This is a genomic window from Prevotella falsenii DSM 22864 = JCM 15124 (assembly GCF_000613945.1).
GTDB lineage: Bacteria > Bacteroidota > Bacteroidia > Bacteroidales > Bacteroidaceae > Prevotella > Prevotella falsenii.
In genome coordinates, this window is record NZ_BAJY01000015.1 from 22505 (window position 1) to 49441 (window position 26937).

22 protein-coding genes, 2 tRNA genes and 2 pseudogenes are annotated in these 26937 nt (G+C 42.4%); 13 read left to right on the forward strand and 13 right to left on the reverse strand.

The genetic code is table 11. The features are described 5' to 3' along the window. Window positions 1-64: 64 nt before the first annotated feature. The gene (locus JCM15124_RS07095) at window positions 65-841 is read right to left on the reverse strand and encodes a polysaccharide biosynthesis/export family protein (RefSeq protein ID WP_024998858.1); all 777 of its coding nucleotides are present in this window, start codon (window positions 839-841) and stop codon (window positions 65-67) included. Window positions 842-1235: 394 nt separating this feature from the next. Here JCM15124_RS07095 and JCM15124_RS07100 point away from each other — a divergent pair, with 394 nt between their 5' ends. Then, window positions 1236-2285 (forward strand): asparaginase, encoded by a 1050-nt coding sequence (locus JCM15124_RS07100; protein ID WP_024998859.1) that lies wholly within the window; start codon window positions 1236-1238, stop codon window positions 2283-2285. Window positions 2286-2720: 435 nt separating this feature from the next. Here the strand turns inward: JCM15124_RS07100 and dapA are convergent, their stop codons facing one another. Next, the gene (dapA, locus tag JCM15124_RS07110; protein ID WP_024998860.1) at window positions 2721-3608 is read right to left on the reverse strand and encodes a 4-hydroxy-tetrahydrodipicolinate synthase; all 888 of its coding nucleotides are present in this window, start codon (window positions 3606-3608) and stop codon (window positions 2721-2723) included. Window positions 3609-3833: 225 nt separating this feature from the next. On the opposite strand from dapA, the gene JCM15124_RS07115 reads away from it, so the two are divergent. From JCM15124_RS07115 to JCM15124_RS07145, 7 genes and pseudogenes are all read left to right on the forward strand, one after another. Further along, window positions 3834-5804 (forward strand): LTA synthase family protein, encoded by a 1971-nt coding sequence (locus tag JCM15124_RS07115; RefSeq protein ID WP_024998861.1) that lies wholly within the window; start codon window positions 3834-3836, stop codon window positions 5802-5804. A gap of 529 nt (window positions 5805-6333) precedes the next feature. Continuing rightward, a complete protein-coding gene (xseA, locus tag JCM15124_RS07120) occupies window positions 6334-7632 on the forward strand; it encodes an exodeoxyribonuclease VII large subunit (RefSeq protein ID WP_024998862.1) in 1299 nt (432 codons plus the stop codon). A gap of 18 nt (window positions 7633-7650) precedes the next feature. Then, window positions 7651-7830, forward strand: a complete 180-nt coding sequence (xseB, locus tag JCM15124_RS07125) for an exodeoxyribonuclease VII small subunit (RefSeq protein WP_024998863.1) — start codon at window positions 7651-7653, stop codon at window positions 7828-7830. A 106-nt stretch (window positions 7831-7936) separates the two neighbouring features. After that, window positions 7937-8950, forward strand: a complete 1014-nt coding sequence (locus JCM15124_RS07130; RefSeq protein WP_024998864.1) for a branched-chain amino acid aminotransferase — start codon at window positions 7937-7939, stop codon at window positions 8948-8950. Window positions 8951-9727: 777 nt separating this feature from the next. Next, the gene (locus JCM15124_RS07135; RefSeq protein WP_024998865.1) at window positions 9728-10639 is read left to right on the forward strand and encodes a DMT family transporter; all 912 of its coding nucleotides are present in this window, start codon (window positions 9728-9730) and stop codon (window positions 10637-10639) included. Between the two features lie 99 nt (window positions 10640-10738). Then, window positions 10739-11964, forward strand: a pseudogene (locus JCM15124_RS13690) (toxin-antitoxin system YwqK family antitoxin). 141 nt (window positions 11965-12105) lie between these two features. Beyond that, window positions 12106-12726 carry a DUF4738 domain-containing protein gene (locus JCM15124_RS07145; RefSeq protein ID WP_024998866.1) on the forward strand — a complete coding sequence of 207 codons (621 nt, stop codon included), beginning with the start codon at window positions 12106-12108 and terminating at the stop codon, window positions 12724-12726. 20 nt (window positions 12727-12746) lie between these two features. Here the strand turns inward: JCM15124_RS07145 and JCM15124_RS13695 are convergent. The 3 genes and pseudogenes from JCM15124_RS13695 to JCM15124_RS07160 all read right to left on the reverse strand — a co-directional run bounded on the left by JCM15124_RS13695 (window position 12747) and on the right by JCM15124_RS07160 (window position 15443). Beyond that, window positions 12747-14094, reverse strand: a pseudogene (locus JCM15124_RS13695) (MATE family efflux transporter). A 28-nt stretch (window positions 14095-14122) separates the two neighbouring features. Continuing rightward, window positions 14123-14764 (reverse strand): DUF4230 domain-containing protein, encoded by a 642-nt coding sequence (locus JCM15124_RS07155; protein ID WP_024998867.1) that lies wholly within the window; start codon window positions 14762-14764, stop codon window positions 14123-14125. Then, a complete protein-coding gene (locus JCM15124_RS07160; protein WP_024998868.1) occupies window positions 14757-15443 on the reverse strand; it encodes a DUF4230 domain-containing protein in 687 nt (228 codons plus the stop codon). The genes JCM15124_RS07155 and JCM15124_RS07160 overlap by 8 nt, the downstream gene beginning before the upstream one ends. Before the next feature lie 186 nt (window positions 15444-15629). Here JCM15124_RS07160 and JCM15124_RS07170 point away from each other — a divergent pair, with 186 nt between their 5' ends. Both JCM15124_RS07170 and JCM15124_RS07175 read left to right on the forward strand, forming a co-directional pair. Next, window positions 15630-16283 carry a hypothetical protein gene (locus tag JCM15124_RS07170; RefSeq protein WP_232220120.1) on the forward strand — a complete coding sequence of 218 codons (654 nt, stop codon included), beginning with the start codon at window positions 15630-15632 and terminating at the stop codon, window positions 16281-16283. Continuing rightward, window positions 16280-16570, forward strand: coding sequence for a transcriptional regulator (locus tag JCM15124_RS07175; RefSeq protein WP_024998870.1), 291 nt, complete (start codon window positions 16280-16282; stop codon window positions 16568-16570). The genes JCM15124_RS07170 and JCM15124_RS07175 overlap by 4 nt, the downstream gene beginning before the upstream one ends. A 41-nt stretch (window positions 16571-16611) precedes the next feature. Here JCM15124_RS07175 and JCM15124_RS07180 read toward each other — a convergent pair. The 4 genes from JCM15124_RS07180 to JCM15124_RS07195 all read right to left on the reverse strand — a co-directional run bounded on the left by JCM15124_RS07180 (window position 16612) and on the right by JCM15124_RS07195 (window position 18474). Continuing rightward, a tRNA-Tyr gene (locus JCM15124_RS07180) sits at window positions 16612-16693 on the reverse strand. 2 nt (window positions 16694-16695) lie between these two features. After that, window positions 16696-16773, reverse strand: a tRNA-Val gene (locus tag JCM15124_RS07185). Window positions 16774-16904: 131 nt separating this feature from the next. Then, window positions 16905-17507 (reverse strand): aminotransferase class IV, encoded by a 603-nt coding sequence (locus tag JCM15124_RS07190; RefSeq protein WP_024998871.1) that lies wholly within the window; start codon window positions 17505-17507, stop codon window positions 16905-16907. Then, window positions 17491-18474 (reverse strand): aminodeoxychorismate synthase component I, encoded by a 984-nt coding sequence (locus tag JCM15124_RS07195; RefSeq protein ID WP_024998872.1) that lies wholly within the window; start codon window positions 18472-18474, stop codon window positions 17491-17493. Before JCM15124_RS07195 ends, JCM15124_RS07190 begins: the two co-directional genes overlap by 17 nt. 641 nt (window positions 18475-19115) lie before the next feature. On the opposite strand from JCM15124_RS07195, the gene JCM15124_RS07205 reads away from it, so the two are divergent. The 3 genes from JCM15124_RS07205 to pyk are packed head-to-tail and all read left to right on the forward strand — an operon-like array spanning window position 19116 to window position 21643. Beyond that, window positions 19116-19901 (forward strand): hypothetical protein, encoded by a 786-nt coding sequence (locus tag JCM15124_RS07205; protein ID WP_024998874.1) that lies wholly within the window; start codon window positions 19116-19118, stop codon window positions 19899-19901. A 4-nt stretch (window positions 19902-19905) separates the two neighbouring features. Further along, window positions 19906-20187 carry a hypothetical protein gene (locus JCM15124_RS07210; RefSeq protein ID WP_024998875.1) on the forward strand — a complete coding sequence of 94 codons (282 nt, stop codon included), beginning with the start codon at window positions 19906-19908 and terminating at the stop codon, window positions 20185-20187. Window positions 20188-20203: 16 nt separating this feature from the next. Continuing rightward, window positions 20204-21643, forward strand: coding sequence for a pyruvate kinase (pyk, locus tag JCM15124_RS07215; protein WP_024998876.1), 1440 nt, complete (start codon window positions 20204-20206; stop codon window positions 21641-21643). A 153-nt stretch (window positions 21644-21796) separates the two neighbouring features. On the opposite strand, the gene JCM15124_RS07220 is transcribed toward pyk, so the two are convergent. The 4 genes from JCM15124_RS07220 to JCM15124_RS07235 form a co-directional block, all read right to left on the reverse strand. Further along, window positions 21797-22240 (reverse strand): RpiB/LacA/LacB family sugar-phosphate isomerase, encoded by a 444-nt coding sequence (locus JCM15124_RS07220; protein WP_024998877.1) that lies wholly within the window; start codon window positions 22238-22240, stop codon window positions 21797-21799. Window positions 22241-22297: 57 nt separating this feature from the next. Then, entirely contained in the window at window positions 22298-24313 is a 2016-nt protein-coding gene (locus JCM15124_RS07225) for a transketolase family protein (RefSeq protein ID WP_024998878.1), read from the reverse strand. 204 nt (window positions 24314-24517) lie between these two features. Then, the gene (locus tag JCM15124_RS07230) at window positions 24518-25285 is read right to left on the reverse strand and encodes an acyl-[acyl-carrier-protein] thioesterase (protein WP_024998879.1); all 768 of its coding nucleotides are present in this window, start codon (window positions 25283-25285) and stop codon (window positions 24518-24520) included. Between the two features lie 517 nt (window positions 25286-25802). Beyond that, the gene (locus JCM15124_RS07235; protein WP_024998880.1) at window positions 25803-26903 is read right to left on the reverse strand and encodes an OmpA family protein; all 1101 of its coding nucleotides are present in this window, start codon (window positions 26901-26903) and stop codon (window positions 25803-25805) included. Window positions 26904-26937 lie beyond the last annotated feature (34 nt).

A 26937-nucleotide genomic window follows, 5' to 3' on the forward strand; every position in this document is an offset into this window, starting at 1 on the left:
CCTCTTTGCTTTAATCCTATTTATTTGACTTTCTATTTTTCTCTTTTGCTTCTTCTATACAGCATTATCTTAGAATGGTAATCAGTAGCGAAACAAGCGATGTTGTGATACCTATAACAGAATAGAATATGCTTGTGTTGCTTCCGAAGAATGTATTTCTTGCTTTTACCTTATGTGGCTCAACATAAACAATATCGTTCTGTTGTAAATAATAATAAGGTGAATTTATGATATTCGCATCGTTCATATTCAAACGTACCGTATGTTTCTCGCCTGTCTTGTCTTCTCTGACAAGAAGAACATTGTCGCGCTTTCCGTAAATCGTCATATCGCCGGCTTCTGCCAATGCTTCAATAAGGCTGATTTTCTCTGTTGCCACAGGAATAACGCCGGGTTTGTTTACTTCACCGATAACCGTGATGCGGTAACTGCTTGTACGAACGGATACTAACGGATTTTCCGTACGTGCCAAATAAGGCTGTATTTTGCTCTTAATTAAGTCTTCACACTCTGTTTTTGTTAGTCCTGCAACATGAATTTTACCTACGATAGGAAAGTTTATCATGCCGTCGTTATCAACCAAATAGCCGGTAATTTGGTTTTTGCTGTTTGTTTGTCCCGTCGAACGCAAATTGAATGGTTCGGAAGTGAGTGGGTCGGTGGTTTGCACCAAAATGGTTAATTCGTCTTTTGGCATAATCTTGGCATCGTATAAACCTTTAGATGCAGCCAAGCTAATAGAGTCAATGTTTTGCCAGTAAGCTACTTCTTTGCTTGAACCACAGCCTACCATCATTAAAATCACGGCAACTACCATGATGGGTAAAAGTAATTTCTTCATAAAATAATAAGTGCAATAACGTTATTTCTTTTTTGCTGAGGTGGTTGGTTTTATTCGTTATAAATCCTCCACCGTAATTATGTTGCAAAAATACTATTAATTTTTGAGAACGGCAAAAGAATGCCTGACTTTTGCAATGGAAGCGGGAAAAATACTTTATAGTAATGGAAAATTATTCTATTGTCATTATGTTGCTGCAAAGTAATTGATTTGTATCAATTTTATAGCTATCTTTTTGTTTGTCGTATCTTGAAGTCCTGCACTTGTTTACTTTTGCCTGCTTATAGAAAGAAACAGCGTGCAACGATTTAATAGCAAGCGAGAAAAAAGACGGAAATAAATAGATAATTACTAAAAATAAATTGCTATCTTTGCCACAAAGTATAATACGAGCATGAAAAGAACAGAAAAAGTTTTATTGATTTACACCGGTGGAACCATTGGAATGGGTTGTAACCCTGCAACAGGTGCTTTAGAACCTTTAGATTTCGACCACCTTGCTGATAATGTACCTGAATTTAAGCTGATACCAACAGCCATCGACACCCATCAATTTGTTCCTGCAATCGACTCTTCAAATATGTCTCCGAAGAACTGGGCAGACATTGTAAGAATAATCGTTGATAAGTACGACAACTACGATGGGTTTGTTATCCTACACGGTACAGACACTATGGCTTACACGGCATCGGCATTGTCGTTTATGCTTGAAAATCTTACGAAGCCTGTAATACTTACCGGCTCTCAGCTTCCTATCGGGCAATTGCGCACCGATGGTAAGGAAAACCTTATGACAAGTCTTGAACTGGCAGCTGCTCATCATCACGACGGTACGCCGATGGTGCCCGAAGTATGTATCTATTTTAACGGACATTTGCTGCGTGGCAACCGTTCTACAAAGCAGAATGCTGACGAACTGAATGCTTTCGATTCGTTCAACTTCCCTCATCTTTGCGAAGCAGGTGTGAGTTTTAATTTCCAAACGCACCATATATTAACGCCCGATTACACCAAACCAATGGTGCCTCACTTTGAAATGGACAGCAATGTGTTTGTTCTTTCGCTGTTTCCGGGTGCCGAAGAAAACATTGTCCGCCATGTGTTCGATGCGCCCGAACTCCGCGGCATCATTATGCGCACATACGGTAGCGGCAATGCTCCTCATTCTCCTTGGTTGATGAACTTGCTGAAAGAGGCTTCTCAACGCGGCGTTGTTACAGTGAACGTGAGCCAGTGTATCAGCGGTCAAGCCGACATGAATCGTTACGATACGGGTTATCAGCTGAAAGAAGCAGGCGTTATCAGCGGTTACGACACCACCGTAGAAGCCGCGCTGACCAAACTTATGCTTCTTCAGGCGCAATACGGCGACCACGAAATGGTGCGCAAGTATATGAACAAGTCTATTGCAGGCGAGATTACCATTCCTGCAACGTTAATTTAGTAACAGAGAAAACTTAGGTTCGGTAGAATGTTATTGTGAGAACTGTTTTCTCCTTTGTTGCCCGAGACAGATGCTGAGAATAGCTTTGTTTTTGTAAACATTATTCCGTTAAAAAGTGATAACTGCGCTTTTGCGTTGCGAAACCGTAGGTTTTGCAACGCAAAACCTACGGTTTTACCGTGCAAAACAGCCGCTTTTGGAATGCAAAACAATAGGTTTTGTAACGCTCTGACAACAAGATGGTTAGGCGATAGATATACTTCTGAAAAATATTTACAGATTTTTGGTCTTGTTTTCCCTATATAATAAAGGTGGACAGGAGGAACGGAGTAGGGGCTAAAAGGTTCGTCTATATAGAAAGGTGTAACTATATGTTTATCTCCAAACGAAATACCGACTGCGTCGAAACTTGATGATAAAGAAAGATGAGGCTTCTTAATGAAGTCTCATCTTTTTTAGTATATCGTTCATTTTCTGTTTTGTTTCGATGCGTGTGGGCACAAGTGGCAGTCGCAACACGTTTTCTATCATTCCCATATCGTTCAGCAAAGCCTTGCAGCCTGCCGGGTTTCCGTCTACGAAAAGCAGTTTGTAGAGTTCCGTGAATTGGTGGTGGATAATGCGTGCAGCATCGTATTCGCCATTAAACTCTAACCTAATCATACGCGAGAACTCTTTGGGCAGTGCATTTCCGATAACCGAAATAACGCCTGCCGCACCGCCGGCTATCATCGGAAACGTCAGTGCGTCGTCGCCACTAATTACCTCGAAGTGCTTCGGTTTGTTCTTTATGATTTCGTCTACCTGCTCCAAACTGCCGGCAGCTTCCTTTATTGCCACGATGTTTGGGAAGTCGGTAGCAATTCTCACCGTAGTTTCCGCCTTCATATTTACGCCTGTGCGTCCCGGCACATTATATAAAACGATGGGTAGGGGGCTGACTTCCGCAATGGCTTTGAAGTGCCGGTACAATCCTTCTTGGCTGGGTTTGTTGTAGTAGGGACAAATGCTGAGTATGCCGTCAATACCTTTCCAGTCGGTTGCTTTTATTTCTTCCACAACGGCAGCAGTGTAGTTGCCACCGCAATATTTCAGAATGGGCACGCGTCCGCCTACTATCTTGACAATGTTTTTTGTGAGTTCGTTTTTCTCTTCTGCCGATAAGCAGGGACTTTCGCCCGTTGTTGCCAAAATGGTAAAGAAGTCGGCACCATTTTCCAATTGATATTCTATTAGTCTTTCTAAGGCATCGTAATCTATCTCCCCATTCTGTTTGAATGGCGTTACCAATGCTATTCCTAATCCGTGAAAGATATTTTTCATAAATTTATTGCTTTAAAAGCTTTTTCAGTTCAATTCAATCAAATTCCGGAGTCTTCCTCTTCATAAAACAGAGTTGCCCTTTTATCAATATGCAAAAATAAGAAATAAACGTCAATCCACAAAGTTTTTATATCTTATTATTCGCTTTTTTTGTTTTATTCTCTTTTCCGTTTTGCAGAAAAACAATATCTTTGCACCCGATTTTTTTAAAGTCTAAAACTATAAATGATGAATTATTTCACTGCAAAACTAACTGAAATACTAAAACATACGCTTGTTATAGTGAGCATTTTCTTCATTGTCAGACTGCTTTTTGCTGCCTGCTTTGTGCCCTTAACCACTTTAAAAGTGTATGCAAAGTCGTTGCATTCCGCAGCTTTCAACGCATTGCGTTTCGACCTCCAAGTAGCTGCATACGTTGCCATTCTGCCTTTTCTTGTTGTTTTAGTATGCCTTTTTGTGCGCAACAGAAGTGTAGCAGGCAGATTGTCGAAGTTTGTCAGTACTTATTATGTGATACTCGAAATCCTCCTTCTCATACTTGCGCTTGTCGATATAGGCTTTTACAGCAATTTCCAATCGCATATAAACATTACCGTTTTCGACTTTTTCAATGAAAACCCGTTGAGTTTGCTGCAAACCATTTGGGAAGAATACCACGTCGTACTCTATCTGTCAGTGGCAGGCTTGGCAAGTTTTGGCATCTATATACTTGCCCAAAAGATAGCCAAAGGTACGTTGAACTATGAAAAAGAGCAAGCAAAGTTGGCGGTAAACCGCAAAACCATTGCCCTCATCCTTGTATTTTTAGTTGCCGAGGTGGTATGCCTTCGTGGTTCGGTATGGCGTTTCCCCTTGCAAGTAGAAGACTCGTTTGTGTCGAGCAGTAAGCAGATTAACGACCTTGTGCCCAATGCCGCCTATATGTTGAAGAAGGCAATGAAGGAAAAGAAAAATGCTTTTGCCTTTCGTAGCATCGAGAGTTTGCTCGCCGAATATGAATTCAAGTCGCTGCAAGAAGCCATAAATGTTTACACAAATTCGGATACGATACGTTTAAAGAGCGACACTTTGACAGCACTGCGCACGGCATTGTTTCGCACGGTGCCCGATACGATGAAACACAAACAACCTAATGTGCTGATAATCTATGAAGAAAGCTGGAGCAACTACTTGATGAATTTGGACAATCCTCGTTGCGATATGCTGCTTGGAATGCGCCGCCATTTAAAAGAAGATTTGCTCTTTCGCAATTTCCAATCGGTAGGCAACGGCACTGTGGCTTCTATTGAGAACATCGTGAGCAGTGTTCCGTTTCCTCGTTTCTTCTCATCGCCTTACCGTTTCCGTTGCTTGCCCTCGTCGATAGCACTGCCTTTTAACGAAAGCGGCTATACAACGGAGTTTATTTCGGGTATGGACGTGGCGTGGGAAAACTGTGCCGAAGCACTGAAACATCAACAGTTCACGAAAGTTACAGGTAAGTTTACGTTGAAAGAACAGCACCCCGAATACCAATATAACAGCATCGGGGTGTTCGACCACTATCTTTTCCGCAGCATACAAGAACGATTAGACCGGCAGACGGCCAAGCCGCAAATGATGCTGTGCATGACTACAACCAATCACCCGCCGTTTGAATTCCCAAAAGATGTGCCGTTGAAGGCAGTTCCAAATGGCTTTTATAATAATGTGTGCTTTGCCGAAAAGAACCACGAAGTGTTGCAAAAGTACATCACAGGTTTTCGTTATGCCAACAAAACCTTGGGCGATTTCCTCGATAAATTCAAGCAATCGAAAGCAGCCGAAAACACCATTGTAATCATATCGGGCGACCATAACGTGCGTTCTATTCTTGATTACACACAGGTAAGCAAGCGTTGGGAACGTTCAGTGCCGCTCTATATCTACCTGCCACCTTATCTTCGCAGAGAAAGCCAACGCAGTATGACCAACCGTTGGGGAAGCCACGACGATATATTGGCTACGCTTGCGCCTTTTGCTTTCCGCAATACGAAGTATATGTGCTTGGGCAACAACTTGTTGAAGGAGGCTGTGGCAGACAGCACGTATTATAGTGCCAACGTGGAACAGCTGCTTGCTTGCTCTGCCTATCAGGCACAAGCCCGGCGCATGGTCAATGCCCGCAACCTTCTTCGCATTGTGTTTTTTCAGCAAATCTTTGCGAAATACTAATACCATTGGTTGGGTTTCGATTAGCATAAATTGTGGGACAGTAGATGATTATTGAGGGAATTGATTTTCTTTTTCTTGCTTAAGGGTGCAACTGAAAACCACCTTTGCTTTGTAAAGATAATTCTCTTAAAAAGTGATAACTACGCTTTTGTATTGCGAAAGGGTAGGTTTGACGCTGCAAAACCTACGGTTTTGGAATGCAAAACAATAGCTTTTTCAACACGTTGATAACGAGGTAGTTATGCAAAAGATACGTTTACGAAGAATGTTTACAAACTTATTGTCTCTTTTTTGTTCATAAAATGAGTTGCTCCCATTAAATTTCTGTTGTTTCCAAGCTATTCTATAATTTTACCCCAAATCGTCGTACGGAAGCATGCGGAGTCGTTGCTGTAAAGCGGGAGTAGTTTTATTGCATTTTATAATCAAAGAATGAGGACTATATTGGAAAAATAAGATATTTTAAATTCATTATAGTTCGGATTTCGATTTTTATCGTTATCTTTGCGATTGAAAGTATAGTAAAGATATGGAGAAAGCCCTGACGTTATACGAACTCAACTCTTTGGTTGCCGAACTTATCGATGCTGCTATGCCACAATCGTATTGGGTGGAAGCAGAGGTTTCGGAAGCAAGAGAGAGCAGGGGGCATCTTTACTTGGAACTGATAGAGAAAGACGAACGCACAAATACACCCATTGCACGCGCATCGGCAAAGTGTTGGCGCACATCGTGGTCGCTTATAGGGGCACATTTCGAACGTGTCGCAGGCGTAAAACTTCGTGCAGGTTTGCAGATAATGGTGCAAGTGCATGCCCGGTTTCATGCGCAGTATGGCTTTTCGTGGATAGTAGACGACATTAATCCCGAATACACAATGGGCGACATGGCACGCAAACGCCACGAAATCATCGCCCGACTGAAGGCAGAAGGCGTGTTCGACTTGCAAAAAGAGTTGCACCTGTCCTTGTTTGCGCAACGCATCGCCGTTATTTCGTCGGCTTCGGCAGCAGGCTATGGCGACTTTTGCAACCAGTTGCACGGCAATGAGTATGGACTTACCTTTCAAACGGAACTCTTCGGGGCAATTATGCAGGGCGAACAAGTTGAGCAAAGCATTATTGCAGCGTTGAACGAGATAAACGAACGGGAAGAAGAATTCGACTGCGTGGTTATTATTCGTGGTGGTGGAGCTACTGCCGACCTTAGCGGTTTCGATACGTTGGTATTGGCAGAGAACGTGGCAAACTTTCCTTTACCTATTATAACAGGCATCGGACACGAACGCGACGAGAGCATTCTCGATATGGTGGCACACACAAGAGCGAAGACACCGACGGCAGCGGCGGCATTCCTGATAGAGCATTTGGCAAGTACTCTGCATCGCATAGAGCAGGCACAAGTGGCTATTCACCGTGCAATGGAACGTAAAATACAACGTGAAAAAATGCGTTTGCAACAGCTTTCAACCCACATTCCCATACTGTTTTCAATGGTAAAGAACAGGGAAGAGGCTCGTTTGGACGACTATTGGCATGCTCTTTTGCAACGTACGAGATTGCATTTGCAGCAACAGCGAATGAACATAGAACTGCTTTCGGGCAAGATTGCCCCGGCAATTGAACGCAAATTGATGGCAGAACGACATCGCTTACAGTTGGTTGCGCAGCGTGTCGATGCCGTAAATCCTGAACGAATGTTGCGTTTAGGTTACAGTTTAACTTATAAGAATGGACATATAGTGCGCAATGCCAATGAGTTGAAAGTAGGCGACGAGATTACGACACGCCTTGAAACGGGTAGCGTAACGTCGGTAGTGAAGAAATAGGAATTTACCAAATAGATTATGAAATACGAAGAAGCACTTGGAAAATTGGAAACTATTGTAGATAAAATGGAACGTGGCGACATGGACATAGATACAATGGCAAACGAATTAAAGAAAGCACAAGGGTTGATAAAGGTGTGTAAAGACAAGCTGACACACACCGATGAGGAAATAAAGAAACTGCTTGAAACAAAATAAAACCAAATCAGACAGCGAATTATAAACTATAAAACAATTACTAACCGCCAAACTTCAGACTTCCCTTTATGGGACGGATTGGAAGCAAGGCACAAAATTTAAGATTATGAAAAAAATAGATTGGGAAAATCTCTCATTCGGGTATCAGAAGACAGATTACAATGTTCGTTGCTACTATCGCGATGGAAAATGGGGAGAAATTGAAGTTTCGTCAGACGAAAACATCAATATACACATGGCAGCAACTTGTCTGCACTATGGACAGGAGGCTTTCGAAGGACTGAAAGCGTATCGTTGTCCTGACGGCAAAGTGCGTGTTTTCCGTCCTGAAGAAAACGCTGCCCGCCTGCAACGTACATGCCGTGGTATCGTAATGGCAGAACCTCCAACCGAACTTTTCATAGAAATGGTGAAGAAAGTTGTGCGCTTGAACGAAGCATATATACCTCCTTATGAAAGCGGTGCTACACTTTATCTTCGTCCATTGCTCATTGGTACGGGTGCGCAAGTGGGTGTCCGCCCTGCCGAAGAATATCTGTTTATGATATTTGTTACACCTGTCGGTCCTTATTTCAAAGGCGGTTTCTCTACAAATCCGTATGTAATTATGCGTAATTACGACCGTGCAGCACCGTTAGGAACCGGTACTTACAAGGTAGGTGGCAACTATGCGGCATCGTTGAAAGCCAACCAAATTGCCCACGAACAAGGCTATGCGTCGGAGTTTTATCTCGATTGCAAGGAAAAGAAGTATGTGGACGAATGCGGAGCAGCCAACTTCTTTGGTATCAAGAATAATACTTACGTAACGCCGGAATCTACTTCTATCCTGCCTTCTATTACGAATAAGAGTTTAATGCAGATAGCTGAAGATCTCGGAATGATGGTAGAACGTCGCCCGATACCTGTAGAAGAGCTTGATACTTTCGAAGAAGCGGGAGCTTGTGGCACGGCAGCAGTCATCTCACCTATCTCTCGTTTGGACGATTTAGAGGAAGGAAAGACTTACAACTTCGGCGAAAAGCCGGGTCCATGGTCTCTGAAATTGTACGAAACATTGCGTGGAATACAGTACGGAACCATAGAAGACAAGCACAATTGGACCATGGAAGTGATGTAAGATTAGCAGCTTTTAGATGAGAAAGCTATTATCTTTCGTCTTATTTTCACTTATTGCGCTTGCATCTGCAGCGCAAAATAAACAGCATTATTGTCCACAATTCGTTGTTGGGCAATATGTTTCTTACGACTATGTTGCCGGTTTAGACCGGCAACATAGGTTGTATATATTCACATTATATAATGTTAGTTCGGTATAAGAAAGCAGGGTAAGCAAGCAATTCCTCTGATGCAACAGTGAAGCTTTTTCAGTTTAACTTTGTAAAGATAATTCTGTTAAAAAGTGATATAATCGCTTTGGCGTTGCGAAACCGTAGGTTTTGCATTGTAAAACCTACGCTTTTACCGTGCAAAACCTACGGTTTTGGAACGCAAAACAATAGGTTTTGTAATGCGCTGACGGTGAGATAGTTATGCGATAGATGTTGTTGCGAAAAATATTTACGTTTTTATTGCCTTATTTTCGTTCTTTTCTCGTTCCTCGAAAAGTGCGTTTTCTCGCCATGGCAATGCTTAAATAAATTTGGTATTGCTCATTTGGCTGAACGAAAACGTTTATGAATAACGTAAGTTCGGTGTAGGAATTTGAGAGCGAAGATGCTTCGCTTCTTTCTGATTATAAGCATATTAAATCATAATCAACACTTTCTTTAAGGTACTTAATAAATAATATATCGGTGTAATTCTTACACCGAACTCACGTTTTATATAGCTATCGGTTCGTTTTTTCTTATGTATATGCTTTAAATATTCGTAAAACCTGTGTACCTTTGCACGTATGAATGGCGAAGGAAAGATTACTAATGTTGAGTCGAATGGGATATTTGGTCATGTCGTAGCTTTGGTTGTAGTTATGATTTGGGGCGGAACATTCGTCAATACCCGTGTGTTGATAGACAAAGGACTATCTCCGGAGGAAATATATGTGCTGCGAACACTGTTGGCTTATGTATGTATATGGTTCATTTCGCCCAAGAAACTGTTCTGCAACTCGCTGAAAGACGAGCTTATAGTGTTCCTATTGGGAATTTTCGGTAGTTCTCTTTACTTCCTGACAGAGAACTATGCCTTGAAGTTGGCAGTTGTAAACGACGTTAGTTTCATTGTTTGCACCACTCCGTTGGTTACGACGGTCTTGGCGTTGCTGTTCTTGAAAAGTGTAAAAGCGAGTATTCCGCTTGTCGTAGGTTCTGTTTTTGCATTGTTGGGCGTTGCCCTTGTCATCTTCAACGGTCATTTTGTGTTGCATCTTGACCCTTTGGGAGACTTTCTTGCATTGGCGGCTGCCACGAGTTGGGCTATCTATTCGTTGGTAATGAAGAATTTTTCGTCGCACTATTCTCCGTTTTTCATCACTCGCAAAGTATTCTTTTACGGACTGATAACGATAATTCCCATCTTCGCCGTGCACCCTTGGGCGTTTCCGCTTGAGCAGTTGTTTACGCCTGTAATAGGTCTTAACTTGCTGTATCTTGGCGTTGTTGCCTCGTTTGTGTGCTTTGCAGCGTGGGCGTGGGTTATATCTCGATTAGGTGCATTGCGCGCTTCGAATTATATTTACTTTAATCCTGTTACGACAGTAATCACGAGTGCACTTGTTCTGAACGAACACATGACGCCTATTGCGTATGTCGGCAGTGCCATGATACTTGTCGGTGTTTTTGTTGCAAACAAGGCAAAGGGCATTTAAAAACAATAAGAAAGCAGATAATGGAAGACGAAAAAAGAAGTTGAAAACTATCGTGGTGTTCTACTTTTTTTGTATGTTTGCATAATAATTTAAGAATTTATGAAACGATTTTTATTTTTCTTCACCCTTCTTCTGCTACCTTTTTCCGTGTTGGCACAAATGGGTGTGAAACATCATATACCCCAAGGTGCAATCTTCTACAACCGTAATTGGAAGGGTGTGAGCACGGCCAAACAGGCTGCTTACTACCGTTTGTTGATGGTGGACAAACGTGGACGGAAAATATTTCGCGACTATTATATCGACGGTCAGCTATGTGCAGAGAAACATTATATAAGTGTCAATAGAACAGACGATAAGCAAACGGTGCTTACGGGTGTAGCCCGCACTTTCTATAAATCGGGCAGGTAGAGTCGATAATGCAATATAGCAACGGCAAAGCTCATGGCAGAGCAGTGTCGTTTTTTGCCAATGGCAAGGTTGGCATGAAGCTAAACTATACGAAAGGTTTGCTGGACGGAACGTCGTATACCTATTCGGAGTACGGAAAACTGGAATATACTACAGTCTGGAACAACGGCACAAAGGTGAAAGAATATATGGGAGGCACCGATAAATATATAGACAAAGCCACCGGTAGGGACGAGTTTGTGGAAAGCCATCGTGCTGACGAAAAACTTGTTATGGAACAATCGCGCGCTGTAACCAATGGTTCAACCAAGGAGGTTGCGTTAGAAAACAAGCCCAAATCGCAATCAAAGTCTATGGTAGCATCGCCAACACTTTCCACCGGCACTGTAAATACTACGAAAAAGTTCAGTCCCAAAGGCGAATTTAAGTTTGCTTTTCTGTATGATTTATTGATAAACGCCGACAAGCGTACCAACGAAATGCGTTTTTTCGATGGTATCGGAGCAGCGCACGGGCTAACACTTGCACAGGTAATAAAAGGAAATGGTATGTATAAAGAACTGAGTTACAGCTACAATATGCAATACGACGAGAGAGCAGGCAGAGATGTTGTAACAGGAAAGCACCCTCGCCAAATGGGCTTCGGGGGTGTAAGTATAGACAACCGCTTTACAATGCAACGCATAAACATTTACACGTGGTCGGAAGAAGAAATGCTTCAGCTTGCCGAAGATGCTGTTTCGTATGGTTATGAAATACTTGGCGGTGGCGATTACCGCACTATGGGAGGCAATTTCGTACTCAAACACTCCGAGTACACTAAGGCAGGCGACAGCTTTTTCAGTGTTATTTCCTTTACGCATTTAGATAGTGTATATGCAAATTTGTACCATATCACGTTCGAAATAAAGTAGTTGGATCAGTCGAAGGTTATGCTTTGGGAGCATCGAAAAACAACTTTCACGGTTTCGTTTATAGATATTTTATTTTGGTTGCAATTTGGTTGGTTTCAGAAAAAGCAGTACTTTTGCATAATATACATTTATTATTTACAGATGAAAGCTATAAGAAACATATCGTTACTCTTGCTATGCGGGTTGCTTACTGTTGCTGTAACCTCGTGTAAGAAGGAAAAGAAGACAGATAATATTATAACTAAGATAAAGCCACAGGCTGAACCATCGGGCGAGCCACAGCAGCTTTCCGATTTCGAATATAAGAAGCAAGTGGAATGGTTGGGCAACCTCTACACTATCACCATTCAACGCCATGCTGACAAGGACTTGCCAATGATAACCGATAGCGATGGAAAGAAGTATTACGACAATAAGGTTGAGGTTCTGATTACTCGTGCAGATGGCACCGAATTCTTTAAACGGACGTTTAAAAAGACCGATTTCAAGGAGTTTACTGATAATAAGTATGGCAGAAACGGTGCGTTCATCGGTTTTATGTTCGATAAGATAGAAGGCAATTTCTTAAAGTTTGGTGCCAGCGTAGGGTCGCCCGACCCTAATAGCGACGAATTTATTCCGATTGATATAACCATTAGCAATCTTGGCGCACTGAAGATTACATCGTCTGCTCAAATAGATACCGAGAACGATGCTGCCGGAAGCACGATGCAAGAGAAGCCAAAAACCGAATTGGAAATGGCAGAAGAAGAAGGTATGTAATCTGTTTTTAGCAACTATTTCTATTTTTCGCTCAACTTCTTAACCTGCTTGTTGAAGTAGTATTGATAGAGCAAACCTGCCGCAGTCAGTCCGAATGGGAAAGCGTACCATATTCCGGGAAGTCCGAAACCAAGCTGAATGCCGAGCAAATAGCCTATTGGCAAACTAATCAGGAAATAAGCAACAAACGCCGTTGGTACGAGAGGCTTCACATACGAAAGCCCACGCATGGCGTTGCCGTATGCGCATTGCAGGCCGTCGCTACTTGATAAATCATCAATGGCCATATAAGCTGTGCCACCATTCCGCAAACTGCTTCGCTATCGGTGAAGATTGCACCGATGCTGTTTCGATAAATGAAAACGGGAATGGCTACTATAAAGGCGATAAGCATGATGAGGTGGAAACCCGCTGACGAAGATAAACGTACGGCTTTGTAGTCGCGTTGTCCTGTAAAGTAGCTCACACGGATTGCCACCGCTGCCCCCATACCGTAGTAAACCATATAGAAAAGCTGCGAAATGGAAAGCATAACCTGATGTGCTGCCAATGCTTTTGTGCCTATCCAGCCCACCATGATGGAGCTTAAGCTGAAGGCTGCCGTCTCCATACCCATTTGCAGGCTCAGAGGAACGCCTATCCGGAAGAGCAAAGTAAGGTCGGCACGGTTGATAGGTTGCGTGAAAAAGCCCTGATGGTATGCTTTATACCGTTTCGATTTAAAGAGAATAATGGCAAAAACAATTGCATCATAATTCGTGAGAACATGGTTGAAATACCTGCACCGTACAGTCCCAATTCAGGAAAGCCTAATTTACCATATATTAAAACGTAGTTGCCCACGATGTTGAGCAAGTTTCCGCCCAACATAATCCACATTGGCGTCTTCGTATCGGTTGTTCCGTCGGACAATTGCTTAAAGGTAATGAACCAAGAAACGAAGGGTAGCGATATGAGATTTACGATAAAGTAGGGTCGCATCAGTGGCAACAGTTCCTCGGGTTGCCCTAAATTGCCAAGATTAATATAGAGCAGCAACATAATTCCTACGAGCAAAGCTGCCAACAGCGTGTTTGCTAAGAGTGCATTCTTAAACATTCCGCCTATCTTGTTGTTCTCTTCACGTCCGAAAAGCGAACCTATGATAGGTGTTAAGCCATAGGCAAAGCCCATTCCGAACACTAAAACCAATACAAACATGTTGTTTACAAAAGCTGCTGCCCCCAATTCTGTTGTGCTATGTTGCCCAATCATGAGCGTATCGGCAAGTCCGAGAACAATTGTTCCTATTTGTCCGATGATGATAGGCAAGCCTAATTGTGTGAGCGATTTATAGTGTGTGTAGTACGGTTTTAAGTTTGAATACATCTTTTTACGCCTTAAATGTTCTTAATAATCAATCCTTTTTCTTGCTGTTGGTTTCCTTTTCAAATTCTATTCGTACATTTTTGTAACCCATAGCTCTTAGCATTTTCTCGATTTGTTCGCGTGCATTGCTCTCTGCTGTAGCTATGTTCTCTTTGGTAAGGCAGCGTTTCAGCATCTTTTTGTAGGCTACGTTGTAGAGCCTTTCCCTATCTTCGGGCGACCAATTTCCACTTTCAAAGAACGATTGGGAGCGTGCTTCGTCAATGAAATTACGGTCTAACAGTTCTATGTTGGGCAGCGTTGCCACCACAACCGAGTCGTTTTCTATGCGCAACCATTTGGGTTTAGCCTTGTGGAGGTCTACTCCCAAACGCAGTGTGCCGTAGTAAATGCGCACCAATTCTTTATCGGCTAAGAAGCGATGTTGCACTGTATCAACAAGCTCTTCGTCGTTAATGGCAAGAAATTCCCATTGTCCGATGTTCTGAATAGACTGTATCTGTTGCGGTGTAATGTCTATACGCCGGTCTACATTCACAGATATAGAATTGGCATCGTTGAGCCATTTCACGAACCAAATGCCGCCACCGATGAGCAATACCACTCCGAACACCTGCAACCAAAAGGTTCCGGTGGTGCTACGAATGAACTTCTGTATGTTGTTAGTCATTTTTTTTATCGGTTTGAATGATTGAACTTTCGATAAACCGTGTAATTTCAGCCATTGTAAACTGTTTCCGGAAGCTGATGGTTATGTCTTTTTCGGCATATCCTAACATTGCCAACATCGGTATAAGTTGCCTTGCCGCACTCTCTTGCGCATGCTCTATAATGCCCATTTGGCTGATTGAAGCCACAATTTGTTGCCTTCCTTGTTGCTCGTAGCTTGTCAGTTCGGCATCGGAAAAGTTGTGTCGGGTGAATGCAACATATTGTTTCATTTCTTTATGGTTTACCTTCGTACCGGTCAGTACGATGCGTGGGTCGGGCAATATGATGGTTATTTTCCCGTCAGAGCCCTTCTTTACATTCTTTTCGTTGAAGTCTGAAAAGTCGATATAAGCCTTTACAACAGCATTAAGCGGTATGGCTACACGGCGTTCGCCAAGGGGAAGGTTCACAGAAAACTTCTTGTTGAGGAACGTTCCTTCTGCTTTCACCTTGTCGCTGTGTGTAATTATCTTATGTATATGATACTCTGAGGTGTATAAGCGAGAGCTTTTTTGCACTCGTTCTACCAACATCGGAATTGTGTCTATTGTCTTTGTGGTTGGAGATGTCCCCTCTTGCTTACTACAAGATATTAGTAAGAGCAATGCCAAAATAAAATATGCGAAGCTACCTTTCATTACTATTAGTTTAGTGTTGCAAAGGTACGACTTTTTTCTTGTATAGGCAAATAAAACTGTTTGTTTGCCGGACAAATGCTAACGAGATGGATATGGAAATGTTAAAAGACACGAAATACGAACATCTGCAATCGGTTTATATTTTAAAATTCGTTATCTTTGTAGTCTTAAATAAATTCTATAAATATGAAAAATATAACTGAAGAGACTGAAGAAATGATGAAAGAAACAAGCAACGAAGCTACCCCAGAAAAGGAAATGGAGGTAGCTGAAAGCATTGCAATTATTAAAAAGGCAATTGAAACCACTGATGGTATCAACTCGAAATTACCGAGATTTATTGCTGTTTGGTCTGTGCTGACCCTTATTCTTTATGCTATGAGCTACTTTGTCGGTTCGTGGATAGCTTATTTGTACGGTGCTGCTCCTTTAATCGCTTGGAGTACGTTCGGCTTTACATACATTAGAAAGAAGAAACGGCTTGCTACTTACAATGTCGTAGAGCGTAGAATACTTACTGCATGGACTTGGATAGTCTTCCTTACAGCTGGTTTAATAGTATTTTCTAAGGTCGAAAGTAATTTCATTTCGTTCTGTTTCGCATTCTTTGGCATTGTTTTGGCAGGCTTGTGTCTATGTATGGCTAAACGTTCTAACGATACGAGCGTAGGAGGCTACATCATTTTTATATTCTATGCAATGAATATGCTTATGCAACGTAACTTTGAGTTCGATACAAGAGAAAAGGTTTTCTTCCCTTTGTTTTTACTGTTTGTACTCCTTGACTCCTTTACTGATGGCACTGATATTTCTTATAGAAAGAGGGGAGGAAAAGCATGAAGCAACCATTAGACCCATTTTTCCGGAACAAGTTGAGGCTTTCGGTGATGGCAATCTTGATGACGAATAGAGAAGCAGCGTTTCTTTATCTGTGCGAACAAACAGGTGCGACCGATGAAGAAATGAACGAACAGTTAGAGCTATTGGAACAAAAAGGTTATATTACCACAATGCGTGCATTCTTTGGCAAGTGTCCACGGAAGACCAGTACGATAGAACCGAAAGGCGAACAGGCTTTTTCAGATTACATAGAAGCATTGGAAGGGCATCTCAAAGAAGAAAAATAAAGTCATGAAAAAAAGCATCTTCAGCACGAAGATGCTTTTTGTGGGTAGTGATGGATTCGAACCACCGAAGCTAGAAGCAGCAGATTTACAGTCTGCCCCATTTGGCCACTCTGGAAACTACCCTTTGGTGGGCGTTGACGGATTCGAACCGCCGACCCTCTGCTTGTAAGGCAGATGCTCTAAACCAGCTGAGCTAAACGCCCTTACTTTTTGTAAGCGGGTGCAAAAGTAGCGATATTATTTTGAACCCACAAGTTTTTATCAAACTTTTTCTATTGTTTTTGGAATGCTTTCTCTTTTTCTACGACTGCTCGGAAGTGCGTTAATCGTTGGTTTATAGCAGGTTCTCTATACTTGAAACGGGCAATACGAGTTCTCCTAAATCCATCATGGCATTGATGAGAGATATGGAATGAAACGATTTCAGGTCGGTGGCAAGCACTTCGCGCGCTATCAGTTTGCCTGCGTCGAGTAGCTGTGCACGTCGCGTACCCTTTAATAAAGGTGTGGAAGGAGTAATCCATTGCGAGCCATCGAATAGCGCAATGTTTGTGTAAGATGTGTCGGTAAGGCGATTTTGCTTTACAATGATGATTTCATCTGTGGGTTCTGCCTGTGCTTTCAGTAGGTTCAGTGCGCTTCTATCAATACTTTTATAAATGTATTCTATATCGTTGCTTAACAATAGTTTAAGTCTTTCAATCTTTCTTGTGTTGTAAGGCGTGCAAGAAAGGTCGTATATGCTTTCTTTATCGTAGACGAAGCGTAGCTTTGCCTTGCTGTCTTGGGTGGCAGCAAGGGCTGAAAGCCTGTCGGTAGGAACCGTTTTCTCTGTGTTCCAAAAGTGTTTTCGTGTGTTTCTTATTCGTTCCAAATGATAGTCAAGGTTGATAATCTTGCCTTGTTCTACACACATTGTTTCAATAAATTGGCACATACACCTTCTCTATTATTTCGTTATACTCGTCGTCGTCGTTACTTTGTGCTGTAATTCCGCCACCTGCTTTGTAAAAAAGTTGCTTTCCGTCGGTGTCGATGAACCTAATCATCACGGCACTGTCGAGGTTTCCGTTCTCCCAATGCCCCATTACGCCCGTGTAGAAACCACGTTCATAAGTTTCCGTTTCAGCAATAATGCGGGTTGTTATCGGCTTTGGCGCACCCGTAATCGATCCTGCCGGCAGCAGACTGAACAGCAAATCGCCAATGTTTGTACGGTAGTGGGGGAGAATTTGCCCCACTATTTCCGAGCTGGTTTGCAAAATCTGTCCTTTGTTGGTGGTTAGTTTGTCGATGTAACGATACTTTTCCACGCTTACTTGATTGGCAACAATGCTCAAATCGTTGCGTATCAGGTCTACAATGGTAGCGTGTTCGGCTGCCTCTTTCGCATTGTTCATCAATGTTTCTGCTGCGTTGGGCGTGTCGGCTGCTATGGTTCCTTTCATCGGAAAGGAGCGTATGGTCTGCCCTTCTATGCGAACGAATATCTCAGGAGAGAAGCAAACGAAGTTGTTTTTAAGCCAACAGCGGTACTTGGCAGCTGAACGGAGAAATATTTCTCGCATCGCAAGGTTTGTGTGTATAGGTATTTTGCACGTCAAGTTTGCCAAATAGCTGTTCCCATTGCGTTGATTGGTTTTCACGTGTTCTATACTACGTTGATATTCAGCACGGTCGGGCACATCAAATCGCCATTCTACGGGCGTGTTGCTTGCAGTTTCGTCTGTCGGAATATTGTTTATCGTGGGGAAAGCATAGAGCATTTCCGAAGTGTCGATGCGTTCCACCTCTTCTATATATGCCTGTTGCCGGTCGTAGCTGATGATAAAAACAAATGGTTTATTTGCTTTTGCAAGCTCGTTCATGCGTTGTTGTGCTTCCCGCCGATTGTAGATTTTCATCTTTTTACAGTATCGTTCGTAATTTTAAAAAGTAAATATTTATAGTGCAAAAATACGATAATTTAACGAGACAACCAATCTTTGGTAAATCTTTTGCATTGTTTATCGGCTTTCAACCCCTATATTTGGTGTTTTTCTTTGGTACTTTTTGATTGTCTGATTTCAGTTGGCAGAAGTTTATAGTTAAGGAAACGTTTTTCTTTTCATGGCTTGTGGCAAATGCTGCAAATAGCTTCGATTTTGTAAAGATAATTCTGTTAAAAACTGATAACTTCGTTTTGGCATTGCGAAAGCGGCTGTTTTGCGATGCAAAACCTACGCTTTTACCGTGCAAAACCTACGGTTTTGGAACGCAAAACAATAGGTTTTGCAATGCGCTGACAATGAGATGGTTAGGCAACAGATATTGTTGCGAAAAATATTTACGTTTTACAGGCTGATTTTGCCGCTATGAAACGAGGAATGCAGACGGAACAGAGTAGGGGTGAAACAGTTTTTTATATGAAGTAAGACGAAATGAAATGTTTGTGCGCATTGAATTTCCGGCACTCTCTAACTTCTTTATTATAAAAAGTTTGGAGCTATCAATGAAAATATTTTCTTATACGAAAGAAAAGTATTAAATTTGCAGAAAAATAAAGATGCTTTATCAAGTAACTTGCAAAAGATGCGGCGGGAAGTTTCGGATTTCAGTTGATAATATACTGCGAACCACTTCTGTTTGTCCACATTGTGGGCAAAAGTTGGCTATACTGATACCCAAAGAGCAGGTTGCAGCATCGGCAAAGGAAAGCGTTGCGCCTCAAAACGTTGGCATTCAGGGCGGAAACGATAGACTTTCGCACGAAGGCGAAGAGACGATACCAACGAAAACCGAGCGTAAAAGAGGGAAAGGACTTGTAAAGGTGATGCTTCTTTTGCTTTTCGGTGCGCTTCTTGTTGGCGGTGTTTTCTCGTTCAACAAGTATCGGCAACAGCAGGAAGAACTTGTGAAGATAGCACGGCAGCATCATCGCGACTCGGTGATGAAAGTGCGAGAGATGCTGCAAGCAAAAGCACTTGCAGCCCAAAAGCAAGAAAAATTGCGTGCTATGGCTTACACTTTCTTGCGTTCGTTCTACTTGAATGCCGTGCTTTCAGGAGCAGATGTAACGCAATATGAACCGTATTTGACGGAAGGTTGCAAGCAAATACTCTATGGAATCAATGGAAACACTTCCGATTTGGACAAGCAAACGGCTTGGTGGGGAATGTTTGGAACACTTTCCGGATTGGAAAATGCTGATGAATTGAGTCGTAATTTAAGAATTTCTCATTATGAGGGAGATTGGTATAAGGTACGATTGTCGCAGAATGGAGAATCTGAACAGCGGCTTGTTAAGCTGAAACAAGTCGGTAACAGATTTCTAATTGATAATGTAAGATAAGGTTATGGCACCACGTTACTTTCAAGTTAGCTGCAGAAACTGTTCGCAACAGTTTAGTATTCAGGCAGAAGAAGGTTTCACCGTGAAGTGTAACTGTCCTTTCTGCGGAGCGGAATCTACCGTTGCGGTGCCGTTATTGTCGGCTAAGAAGGCGGAAGAAAGAAAGCAGAAGCCGCACATCAGCAGTATTGGCAGAAAGGTAATTGTAGGTTTTCTTATATTTGCAGCTATTATGATATTGGCATCTACTTTATTATATGTCGTTTTTACGGCAATGTCTAATTAAACAAATAACACGAAATATGAAGCAGACAAAGATTGTATGTTCAATCAGTGATTTCAGATGTGAGGTAGATTTTCTACGTAAACTCTTCTTTTCGGGTATGAATGTAGTGCGTATGAACACAGCGCACGCATCGGAAGAAGGTATAAGAAAAATTGTAAAAAACACACGTGCGGTTTCACACCATATCGCTTTGCTTATCGATACAAAAGGTCCTGAAATTCGTACAACAAGCGTAGCAGAACCTATAAAGTATAAGACGGGCGACATTGTGAAGATTTTTGGACGCCCTGATATAGAATCGACCCACGATATTGTGAACCTTTCCTACAAAGACATAGCTAACGACGTAAAGGTAGGCGACCATTTGTTGTTCGACGATGGTGCGCTTGATATGGAAATTATAGAAAGCGTGGGACCAATGCTTGTAGCAAAGGTAATGAACGATGGCGAGCTGGGCTCACGAAAAAGTGTGAATGTGCCCGGTGCGCATATCGATTTGCCTGCTTTAACCGAAAAGGATATTGCAAACATAAAGCTGGCTATCGACCTCGATATAGACTTTATAGCCCATTCGTTTGTGCGTTCGGCTGCCGATGTAAAGGCTGTTCAAGACCTTTTGGACGAACATAATTCAGATATAAAGATTATTTCGAAGATTGAAAACCAAGAGGGAGTGGACAATATCGACGAGATTATAGATGCTTCGTATGGTATTATGATTGCGCGTGGCGACTTGGGAATAGAAGTGCCGGTCGAACAAATTCCGGGTATTCAGCGCAATATCATCAGAAAATGTATATCAAAACGTAAGCCTGTAATTGTTGCAACGCAGATGTTGCATACGATGATTAACAATCCACGCCCTACTCGTGCAGAGGTAACCGATATTGCAAATGCTATTTACAGCTACACCGACGCATTGATGTTGAGCGGCGAAACTGCCAGCGGAAAATATCCTGTCGAGGCTTGTCGCACAATGGCTACCATTGCAGAGCGCGCCGAAAAAGATGCATATCGTGAAGGTTTTTTAGATATTCCGCTTAGCGATAATATGGAACAGCGTGAGTTTTTGGCGAAAAGTGCTATTGAAGCAACCGAACATCTTGGTGTAAAAGGAATCATAACCGATAGCGACACGGGAAAGACGGCACGCAATTTGGCTGCCTTCCGTGGTCCTAATCCTGTATTGGCGATTTGCTATCACGACAAGTTGCAACGTTGGTTGAACCTCAGTTATGGCTTGATTCCTATTTATCAGCAAGAGAAGAAGTCGAAACACGAACTCTTTACCGCAGCCTTACGAATGTTGCGCCAACGTGGTTACATAGCTCCGAGCGATAAAATTGCTTATATCTCGGGCGAATTAGGTAAGGGTGGCGTTACTACTTTCTTAGAGATTAATACTGTAAGTGCTGTGTTTGAGGACTCTTACAAGTCGCACATGCGTAACCGATAGGAAACATAAAGGCAATAATAGCCATTGAAACAAAAGCAATTCGGCATATAAAAAGGAAGTAATTGGGCATAATAAAAGGGAGTGATTTGCATAATAAAAAGGAGGCTTTCCGCAGTGGAAAGCCTCCTTTTATTTTACTTCGTTATGACGTGTTCACTTCTGAAGGTCGATTTTTTGGACACGACGTTCGTGGCGACCGCCCTCAAAAGTAGCTTTGAAGAATGCGTCCATAATCTTTTCCGCTGTCTTGTTATCGACAAAACGACCGGGCATAACGAGTGCGTTGGCATCGTTGTGCTGACGAATAAGTTCTGCAACATCTTTGTTCCAAGCCAAACCTGCTCTTACACCTTGATGCTTGTTGAGCGTGATAGCCATACCTTCGCCACTGCCACAGATAGCAATAGCAGGATAAACCTCTCCGTTGCAGAGTGCTTCTGCAAGTGGATGAGCGTAGTCCGGATAATCGCAGCTTAAATCGCTGTTACAGCCAAAATCCTTATAAGGGAGTTTATGTTCTTCAAGATACTGAATGACAAATTTCTTTAAAGGGAGCCCGGCGTGATCGCAGGCAACACCTACTGTTTTAATTTCCATAAGCGTTAAAGTCGTTAAGAGCCTCGCAGAGTTTCATTCTGCAAGGCTCGGTTAGTATTATGCTAAAAATAATTTAACTTGTTCATAAACATTTTGGGCTGTAAAACCCAATTTCTCGTCAAGCACCTTGTATGGTGCTGAGAAACCGAAGCTGTTCAGACCATATACTGTACCGTTTGCACCAACCAATCCTTGAAGTGTTACAGGAAGGCCGGCTGTAAGTCCGAAGACCTTTGCATTCTTAGGAAGAACGCTTTCTTGATATTCTGCTGATTGGCGACGGAACAGTCCTTCAGATGGCGCACTTACGATACGAACCTTCACTCCATCGGCTTTAAGAAGTTCTGCTCCCGCTATACAGGTTGAAACTTCGGAGCCGCTTGCCACAAGAATAACGTCGTAGTTTTCGTCAGAGCCCTTTACGATATATGCTCCCTTGCGTGCCGGCTCGTAGTCGTTGCCCTTTGGGAGGTTGGTAACGTTTTGGCGGGAAAGTATCAAGGCTGTTGGCGTATCTGTATTCTCCATTGCCATTTGCCAGCAAATTGTTGTTTCCTCTGCATCGGCAGGGCGGAAGACACGCACAGAGTCTTTGCCTGCATGGTTCTGAAGCTTTTCCATCAAGCGGATTTGTGCTTCTTGTTCAACAGGTTCGTGGGTTGGACCGTCTTCGCCGACACGGAATGCGTCGTGGCTCCAAATGAATTTCACCGGAACTTGCATTAATGCGGCAAGGCGAACGGCAGGTTTCATGTAGTCGGAGAAGACAAAGAATGTGCCCATAGCGGTAACAACGCCACCGTGCAGCATCATACCGATACACATACAAGCCATAGTCAATTCGCTGACGCCTGCTTGGAAGAATGCACCGGTGAAGTCGTTGCGTACGATGTTCTTTGTTTTCTTCAAGAAACCGTCGGTTTTATCAGAATTGGAAAGGTCGGCAGAAGAACATATCATATTAGGAACTTGCTCTGCAAGTGCGCTCAAACAAGCTGCACTTGCTGCCCGTGTAGCTATGTCAGCTTTTTGATTTACAGCCGTCCAGTCTATCTTTGGTGCTTCTCCACTAAACCATTCTTTATATAGTTTTGCCTTTTCAGGATTGGCTTCTGCCCACTTTTGTTCTTCGTTATGACGTTTTTCAACAATGCTTTTCAGTTCTTTCAGACGATTGGCGTAGAGTTCTGCCACTTCGGGGAATACTTTGAAAGGGTCGTCAATATCGCCCCCTAAGTTCTTAATCGTATTTATATAAGCGTCTCCACCAAGTGGTGCACCGTGTGTTTTGATGCTGTGCTCGTAGCTTGTACCGTCTTCTTTGAGCGCACCTTTGCCCATAATGGTTTTGCCAATAATAAGCGTTGGGCGTTCTTTCTCGGTGAGTGCAGCGTCGAGTGCCTGTCGAATTTCGTCTACATCGTTGCCGTTGCACGTTAGCACATTCCACCCCCACGCTTTATATTTAGCGGCAGTGTCTTCGTTCATTACTTCGTTACACTCGGTAGATAGCTGAATATCGTTAGCATCGTAGAACATAATAAGGTTGTTAAAACCTAAGTTGCCTGCTATGCGACCAACGCCTTGTGAGATTTCTTCTTGGACGCCTCCGTCGGAGATATATGCGTAAATTTTATGCTGCATAACTTCCTTGCCTAATCGTGCTTCGAGGAATTTCTCGGCTACGGCAGCACCTGCAGCGAAGGTGTGTCCTTGTCCTAATGGACCGGAGGTGTTTTCTATACCTCTTTTAATATCGCGTTCAGGGTGTCCGGGAGTAGGAGAGCCCCACTGACGGAAGTCCTTTAATTCGTCTATTGTAAATTTCCCTTGAAGTGCCAATGCCGAATATAGCATTGGAGACATGTGTCCGGGATCCAGAAAGAACCTGTCGCGACCTGCCCATTCGGGTTGTTCAGGGTCGAATATCAAGTATTCGGAAAAGAGGACATTGATGAAATCTGCGCCGCCCATTGCTCCTCCGGGGTGTCCTGATTTTGCTTTCTCCACCATGGAAGCAGCGAGAATTCTGATATTGTCCGCCGCGCGGTTCATGACTTTGTTGTTGTTCATAAAACTTAGATTAATAATATGTATTTATTCTATTTGCAAATATAATGAAATAATTGGGGAAAATCAAAATATAAGATTATTTTATTGTGATTTTTCGCATTATTTTATATTAATGTTGCGATAGGGGTGTTATTGTTTGTTTTTATCCGCTTCATATAATAAAAAAAGATGTGCAGAATGGCAGTGGGATACCTTGCACTGATTTTAAACAAACGTTATTTTGCAGCGGCATACCTCTATTTCGCCTTCCGAACTTGACTTTGTTATCTGAATAGCCACCTCCTCATTGCCCGTTTCTATCTTTTTATCGGTGTAGAACTTCAGTGTTTCGTCATTGTGCGATTCTGTTATATAGGCAATATCAAATTTTCTTATGGTGTGCTGCTTGTACCATTCAAGTGGGAAAAGGTCTAAAATGTGCTCTATATACTTTATGGAATTTACGTGTCCGTTAATGTCCACGTCGCTGTAATTGGCTATAATCGACTTCTGAAGTATCAGGTTGTTGTCTAACTTCACCCTCGAAGACTTCTTTATAGGGTTGTCGTAGTTTGTTTCTATATATTTTAGAATGGTCTGATTGTCTACTTTCAGAATGTCTACGGGCTGTCGTGTTTCGGTATCAATCATTGCCCAAATGCTTTTTCCATAGCCATATACACGCCCATCTTCGTCTGCTATCTTGAAATTACGGTTTGTGAAGTAGCGCATTACGCTGTCTACCCATGTTTCTACCGTAAATTTTTCGTAAATAGCAGGCATTTCGTCCAATTCTATGGCAAGGCGACTTAACACCCACGTTTTGTTTATGGTGTTCAGATAGTTTACTCCGTAGCCCCGTTCGTTGCTGTGAAAGTCTGCTGCATTTAAAAGATTATTGCCTAAATGACCTATAAACAAATGCTTAGTGAAGTCGCAATGGAATGGTTCTGCCATAAAATGGTATTTGCCTATCGTTGGTAAATTGTTCATATTCCGTATTTATTTTGTGTTATCTGTTAATGCAAAAGTAGTGATAATTTTCTTAAATGCTTTGCGTAAAGGGCGTTAATTTTACTTTATGCCTGTTTTTAAGAACAGTAGAAATTGAAAGAGGAAAACTTATTTTATGGGCGAAAAGAAGGCGATAAAGGTGTAAACATTTTTCACAAGCGTAACTGCTGTATAACTTTCTCTGCATCAACGTTTTACAAAACCTATTGTTTTGCGTTCCAAAACCGTAGGTTTTGCACGGTAAAAGCGTAGGTTTTGCATCGCAAAACCTACGCTTTCGCAATGCCAAAGCGCAGTTAATGCTTTTTAAGAGAATAATCTTTACAAAATCTTAGCATTTTTCCGGTATTTACCTTAAATAAGAAAGGAGAAATCAACTCCCAAATATTTATTTACTGAACCCATTTTGTTATTTGCATATAACAAAAATCCTCGGTACTTTCGCACCGAGGATTGATTATGTAATTTTAAAAAATTACTTGTTCTGCGTTTTATATTACTTAACGTAAACAACTGCAAGACGGTTAGATGTTACGCCCTGAACACCCTTACCGGTAGCTTCGTCTACGATAACACCGCGGCTTCTGAGGTAGTCAGCAACCACCTTAGCACGGTTTTCAGACAATCTCTGGTTGAATGCTGCGTTACCTTCAGGAGAAGCTGTACCAACAACCTGTACGTGGCTACCTTCCTTAACATTGTCAAGAGCTGCCTTAGCTTCTGATGTAAGATTATACTTAGCTTGAGCGAATGTTACGAATACAAGGTCAGAAACTGTGAATTCCTTAACTGCAGGTACTTCCTTGATAACTTCTACTTCCTTAGTGATAACTTCCGGCTTGCGGTTGCGGAGCTCGTTAATCTGTGCGTTGAGAGCATCGATTTCAGCTTGGTCGCGTGGAGTTACGATAGTGAAGTTGTGTGCACCGTTAGAGTTCTTGAACTTGTAAACGATACCGGCGTTCAACTGAACCATTGAGTTGTGAATGTTGTAAGCCGGTTGGTCGCCGTTAGAATAAGCGTTGAAACCATATTTTCCCATACCGTCTGTTTTCTCACGACCAGAGCTCTGACCGAGGAATGCCCAGTTGATAGATGGCTCAATATAGATTTGCCATTGCTTCTTTGAACCGAAGTTGAAAGCGAAGTCGAGACCGGCCTTAGATGTCATGCGGTTGATAGGCTCCATATTGTCTCTGTGGTTGAATACGTGTCCCCAACCAAGACCGTAAACTGCGCTTACTTCAAAGCAACGTGGCTCACCGGTGTAGCCACCGAACCAATTGCTGAAGTTTACAGTACCCAACAATTGTGTGTTGATGTAGCGTACTACTGTGCCAGTTGATTTCCAAGGCTTGTTAGAGAAGTATGCGTTACCCTCAATTGCTAAACCGAATACAGGAGTGAAATAACGACCGATGCGGAGACCGGCGTTAGGATTGAGGTCGCTCAACCACTTGTGACCGGTTGTCTTAGTAGCGACGCCACCGTTAATACCAATGTAAATGTTGTCGAAAGTCTTACTTTCTGCAACTGTCTGTGCTGATGCAGATACTGCCAATGTTGCGGCAGCAAACAATAAACCTAACTTTTTCATTTTCCTAAATTTATTAATACTTTAAAAAATAATA

Excerpts from the sequence above, each read along its gene's own strand:
- JCM15124_RS07190 (WP_024998871.1), bottom strand. The coding sequence starts at position 17,507 with ATGTGCCAATTTATTGAAACAATGTGTGTAGAACAAGGCAAGATTATC.
- dapA (WP_024998860.1), bottom strand. The coding sequence starts at position 3,608 with ATGAAAAATATCTTTCACGGATTAGGAATAGCATTGGTAACGCCATTC.
- xseB (WP_024998863.1), top strand. The coding sequence starts at position 7,651 with ATGAAATACGAAGAAGCACTTGGAAAATTGGAAACTATTGTAGATAAA.
- JCM15124_RS07095 (WP_024998858.1), bottom strand. The coding sequence starts at position 841 with ATGAAGAAATTACTTTTACCCATCATGGTAGTTGCCGTGATTTTAATG.
- JCM15124_RS07130 (WP_024998864.1), top strand. The coding sequence starts at position 7,937 with ATGAAAAAAATAGATTGGGAAAATCTCTCATTCGGGTATCAGAAGACA.
- JCM15124_RS07225 (WP_024998878.1), bottom strand. The coding sequence starts at position 24,313 with ATGAACAACAACAAAGTCATGAACCGCGCGGCGGACAATATCAGAATT.
- JCM15124_RS07135 (WP_024998865.1), top strand. The coding sequence starts at position 9,728 with ATGAATGGCGAAGGAAAGATTACTAATGTTGAGTCGAATGGGATATTT.
- xseA (WP_024998862.1), top strand. The coding sequence starts at position 6,334 with ATGGAGAAAGCCCTGACGTTATACGAACTCAACTCTTTGGTTGCCGAA.
- JCM15124_RS07220 (WP_024998877.1), bottom strand. The coding sequence starts at position 22,240 with ATGGAAATTAAAACAGTAGGTGTTGCCTGCGATCACGCCGGGCTCCCT.
- JCM15124_RS07160 (WP_024998868.1), bottom strand. The coding sequence starts at position 15,443 with ATGAAAGGTAGCTTCGCATATTTTATTTTGGCATTGCTCTTACTAATA.
- JCM15124_RS07175 (WP_024998870.1), top strand. The coding sequence starts at position 16,280 with ATGAAGCAACCATTAGACCCATTTTTCCGGAACAAGTTGAGGCTTTCG.
- JCM15124_RS07145 (WP_024998866.1), top strand. The coding sequence starts at position 12,106 with ATGAAAGCTATAAGAAACATATCGTTACTCTTGCTATGCGGGTTGCTT.
- JCM15124_RS07205 (WP_024998874.1), top strand. The coding sequence starts at position 19,116 with ATGCTTTATCAAGTAACTTGCAAAAGATGCGGCGGGAAGTTTCGGATT.
- pyk (WP_024998876.1), top strand. The coding sequence starts at position 20,204 with ATGAAGCAGACAAAGATTGTATGTTCAATCAGTGATTTCAGATGTGAG.
- JCM15124_RS07210 (WP_024998875.1), top strand. The coding sequence starts at position 19,906 with ATGGCACCACGTTACTTTCAAGTTAGCTGCAGAAACTGTTCGCAACAG.
- JCM15124_RS07195 (WP_024998872.1), bottom strand. The coding sequence starts at position 18,474 with ATGAAAATCTACAATCGGCGGGAAGCACAACAACGCATGAACGAGCTT.
- JCM15124_RS07170 (WP_232220120.1), top strand. The coding sequence starts at position 15,630 with ATGAAAAATATAACTGAAGAGACTGAAGAAATGATGAAAGAAACAAGC.
- JCM15124_RS07155 (WP_024998867.1), bottom strand. The coding sequence starts at position 14,764 with ATGACTAACAACATACAGAAGTTCATTCGTAGCACCACCGGAACCTTT.
- JCM15124_RS07100 (WP_024998859.1), top strand. The coding sequence starts at position 1,236 with ATGAAAAGAACAGAAAAAGTTTTATTGATTTACACCGGTGGAACCATT.
- JCM15124_RS07115 (WP_024998861.1), top strand. The coding sequence starts at position 3,834 with ATGATGAATTATTTCACTGCAAAACTAACTGAAATACTAAAACATACG.
- JCM15124_RS07230 (WP_024998879.1), bottom strand. The coding sequence starts at position 25,285 with ATGAACAATTTACCAACGATAGGCAAATACCATTTTATGGCAGAACCA.
- JCM15124_RS07235 (WP_024998880.1), bottom strand. The coding sequence starts at position 26,903 with ATGAAAAAGTTAGGTTTATTGTTTGCTGCCGCAACATTGGCAGTATCT.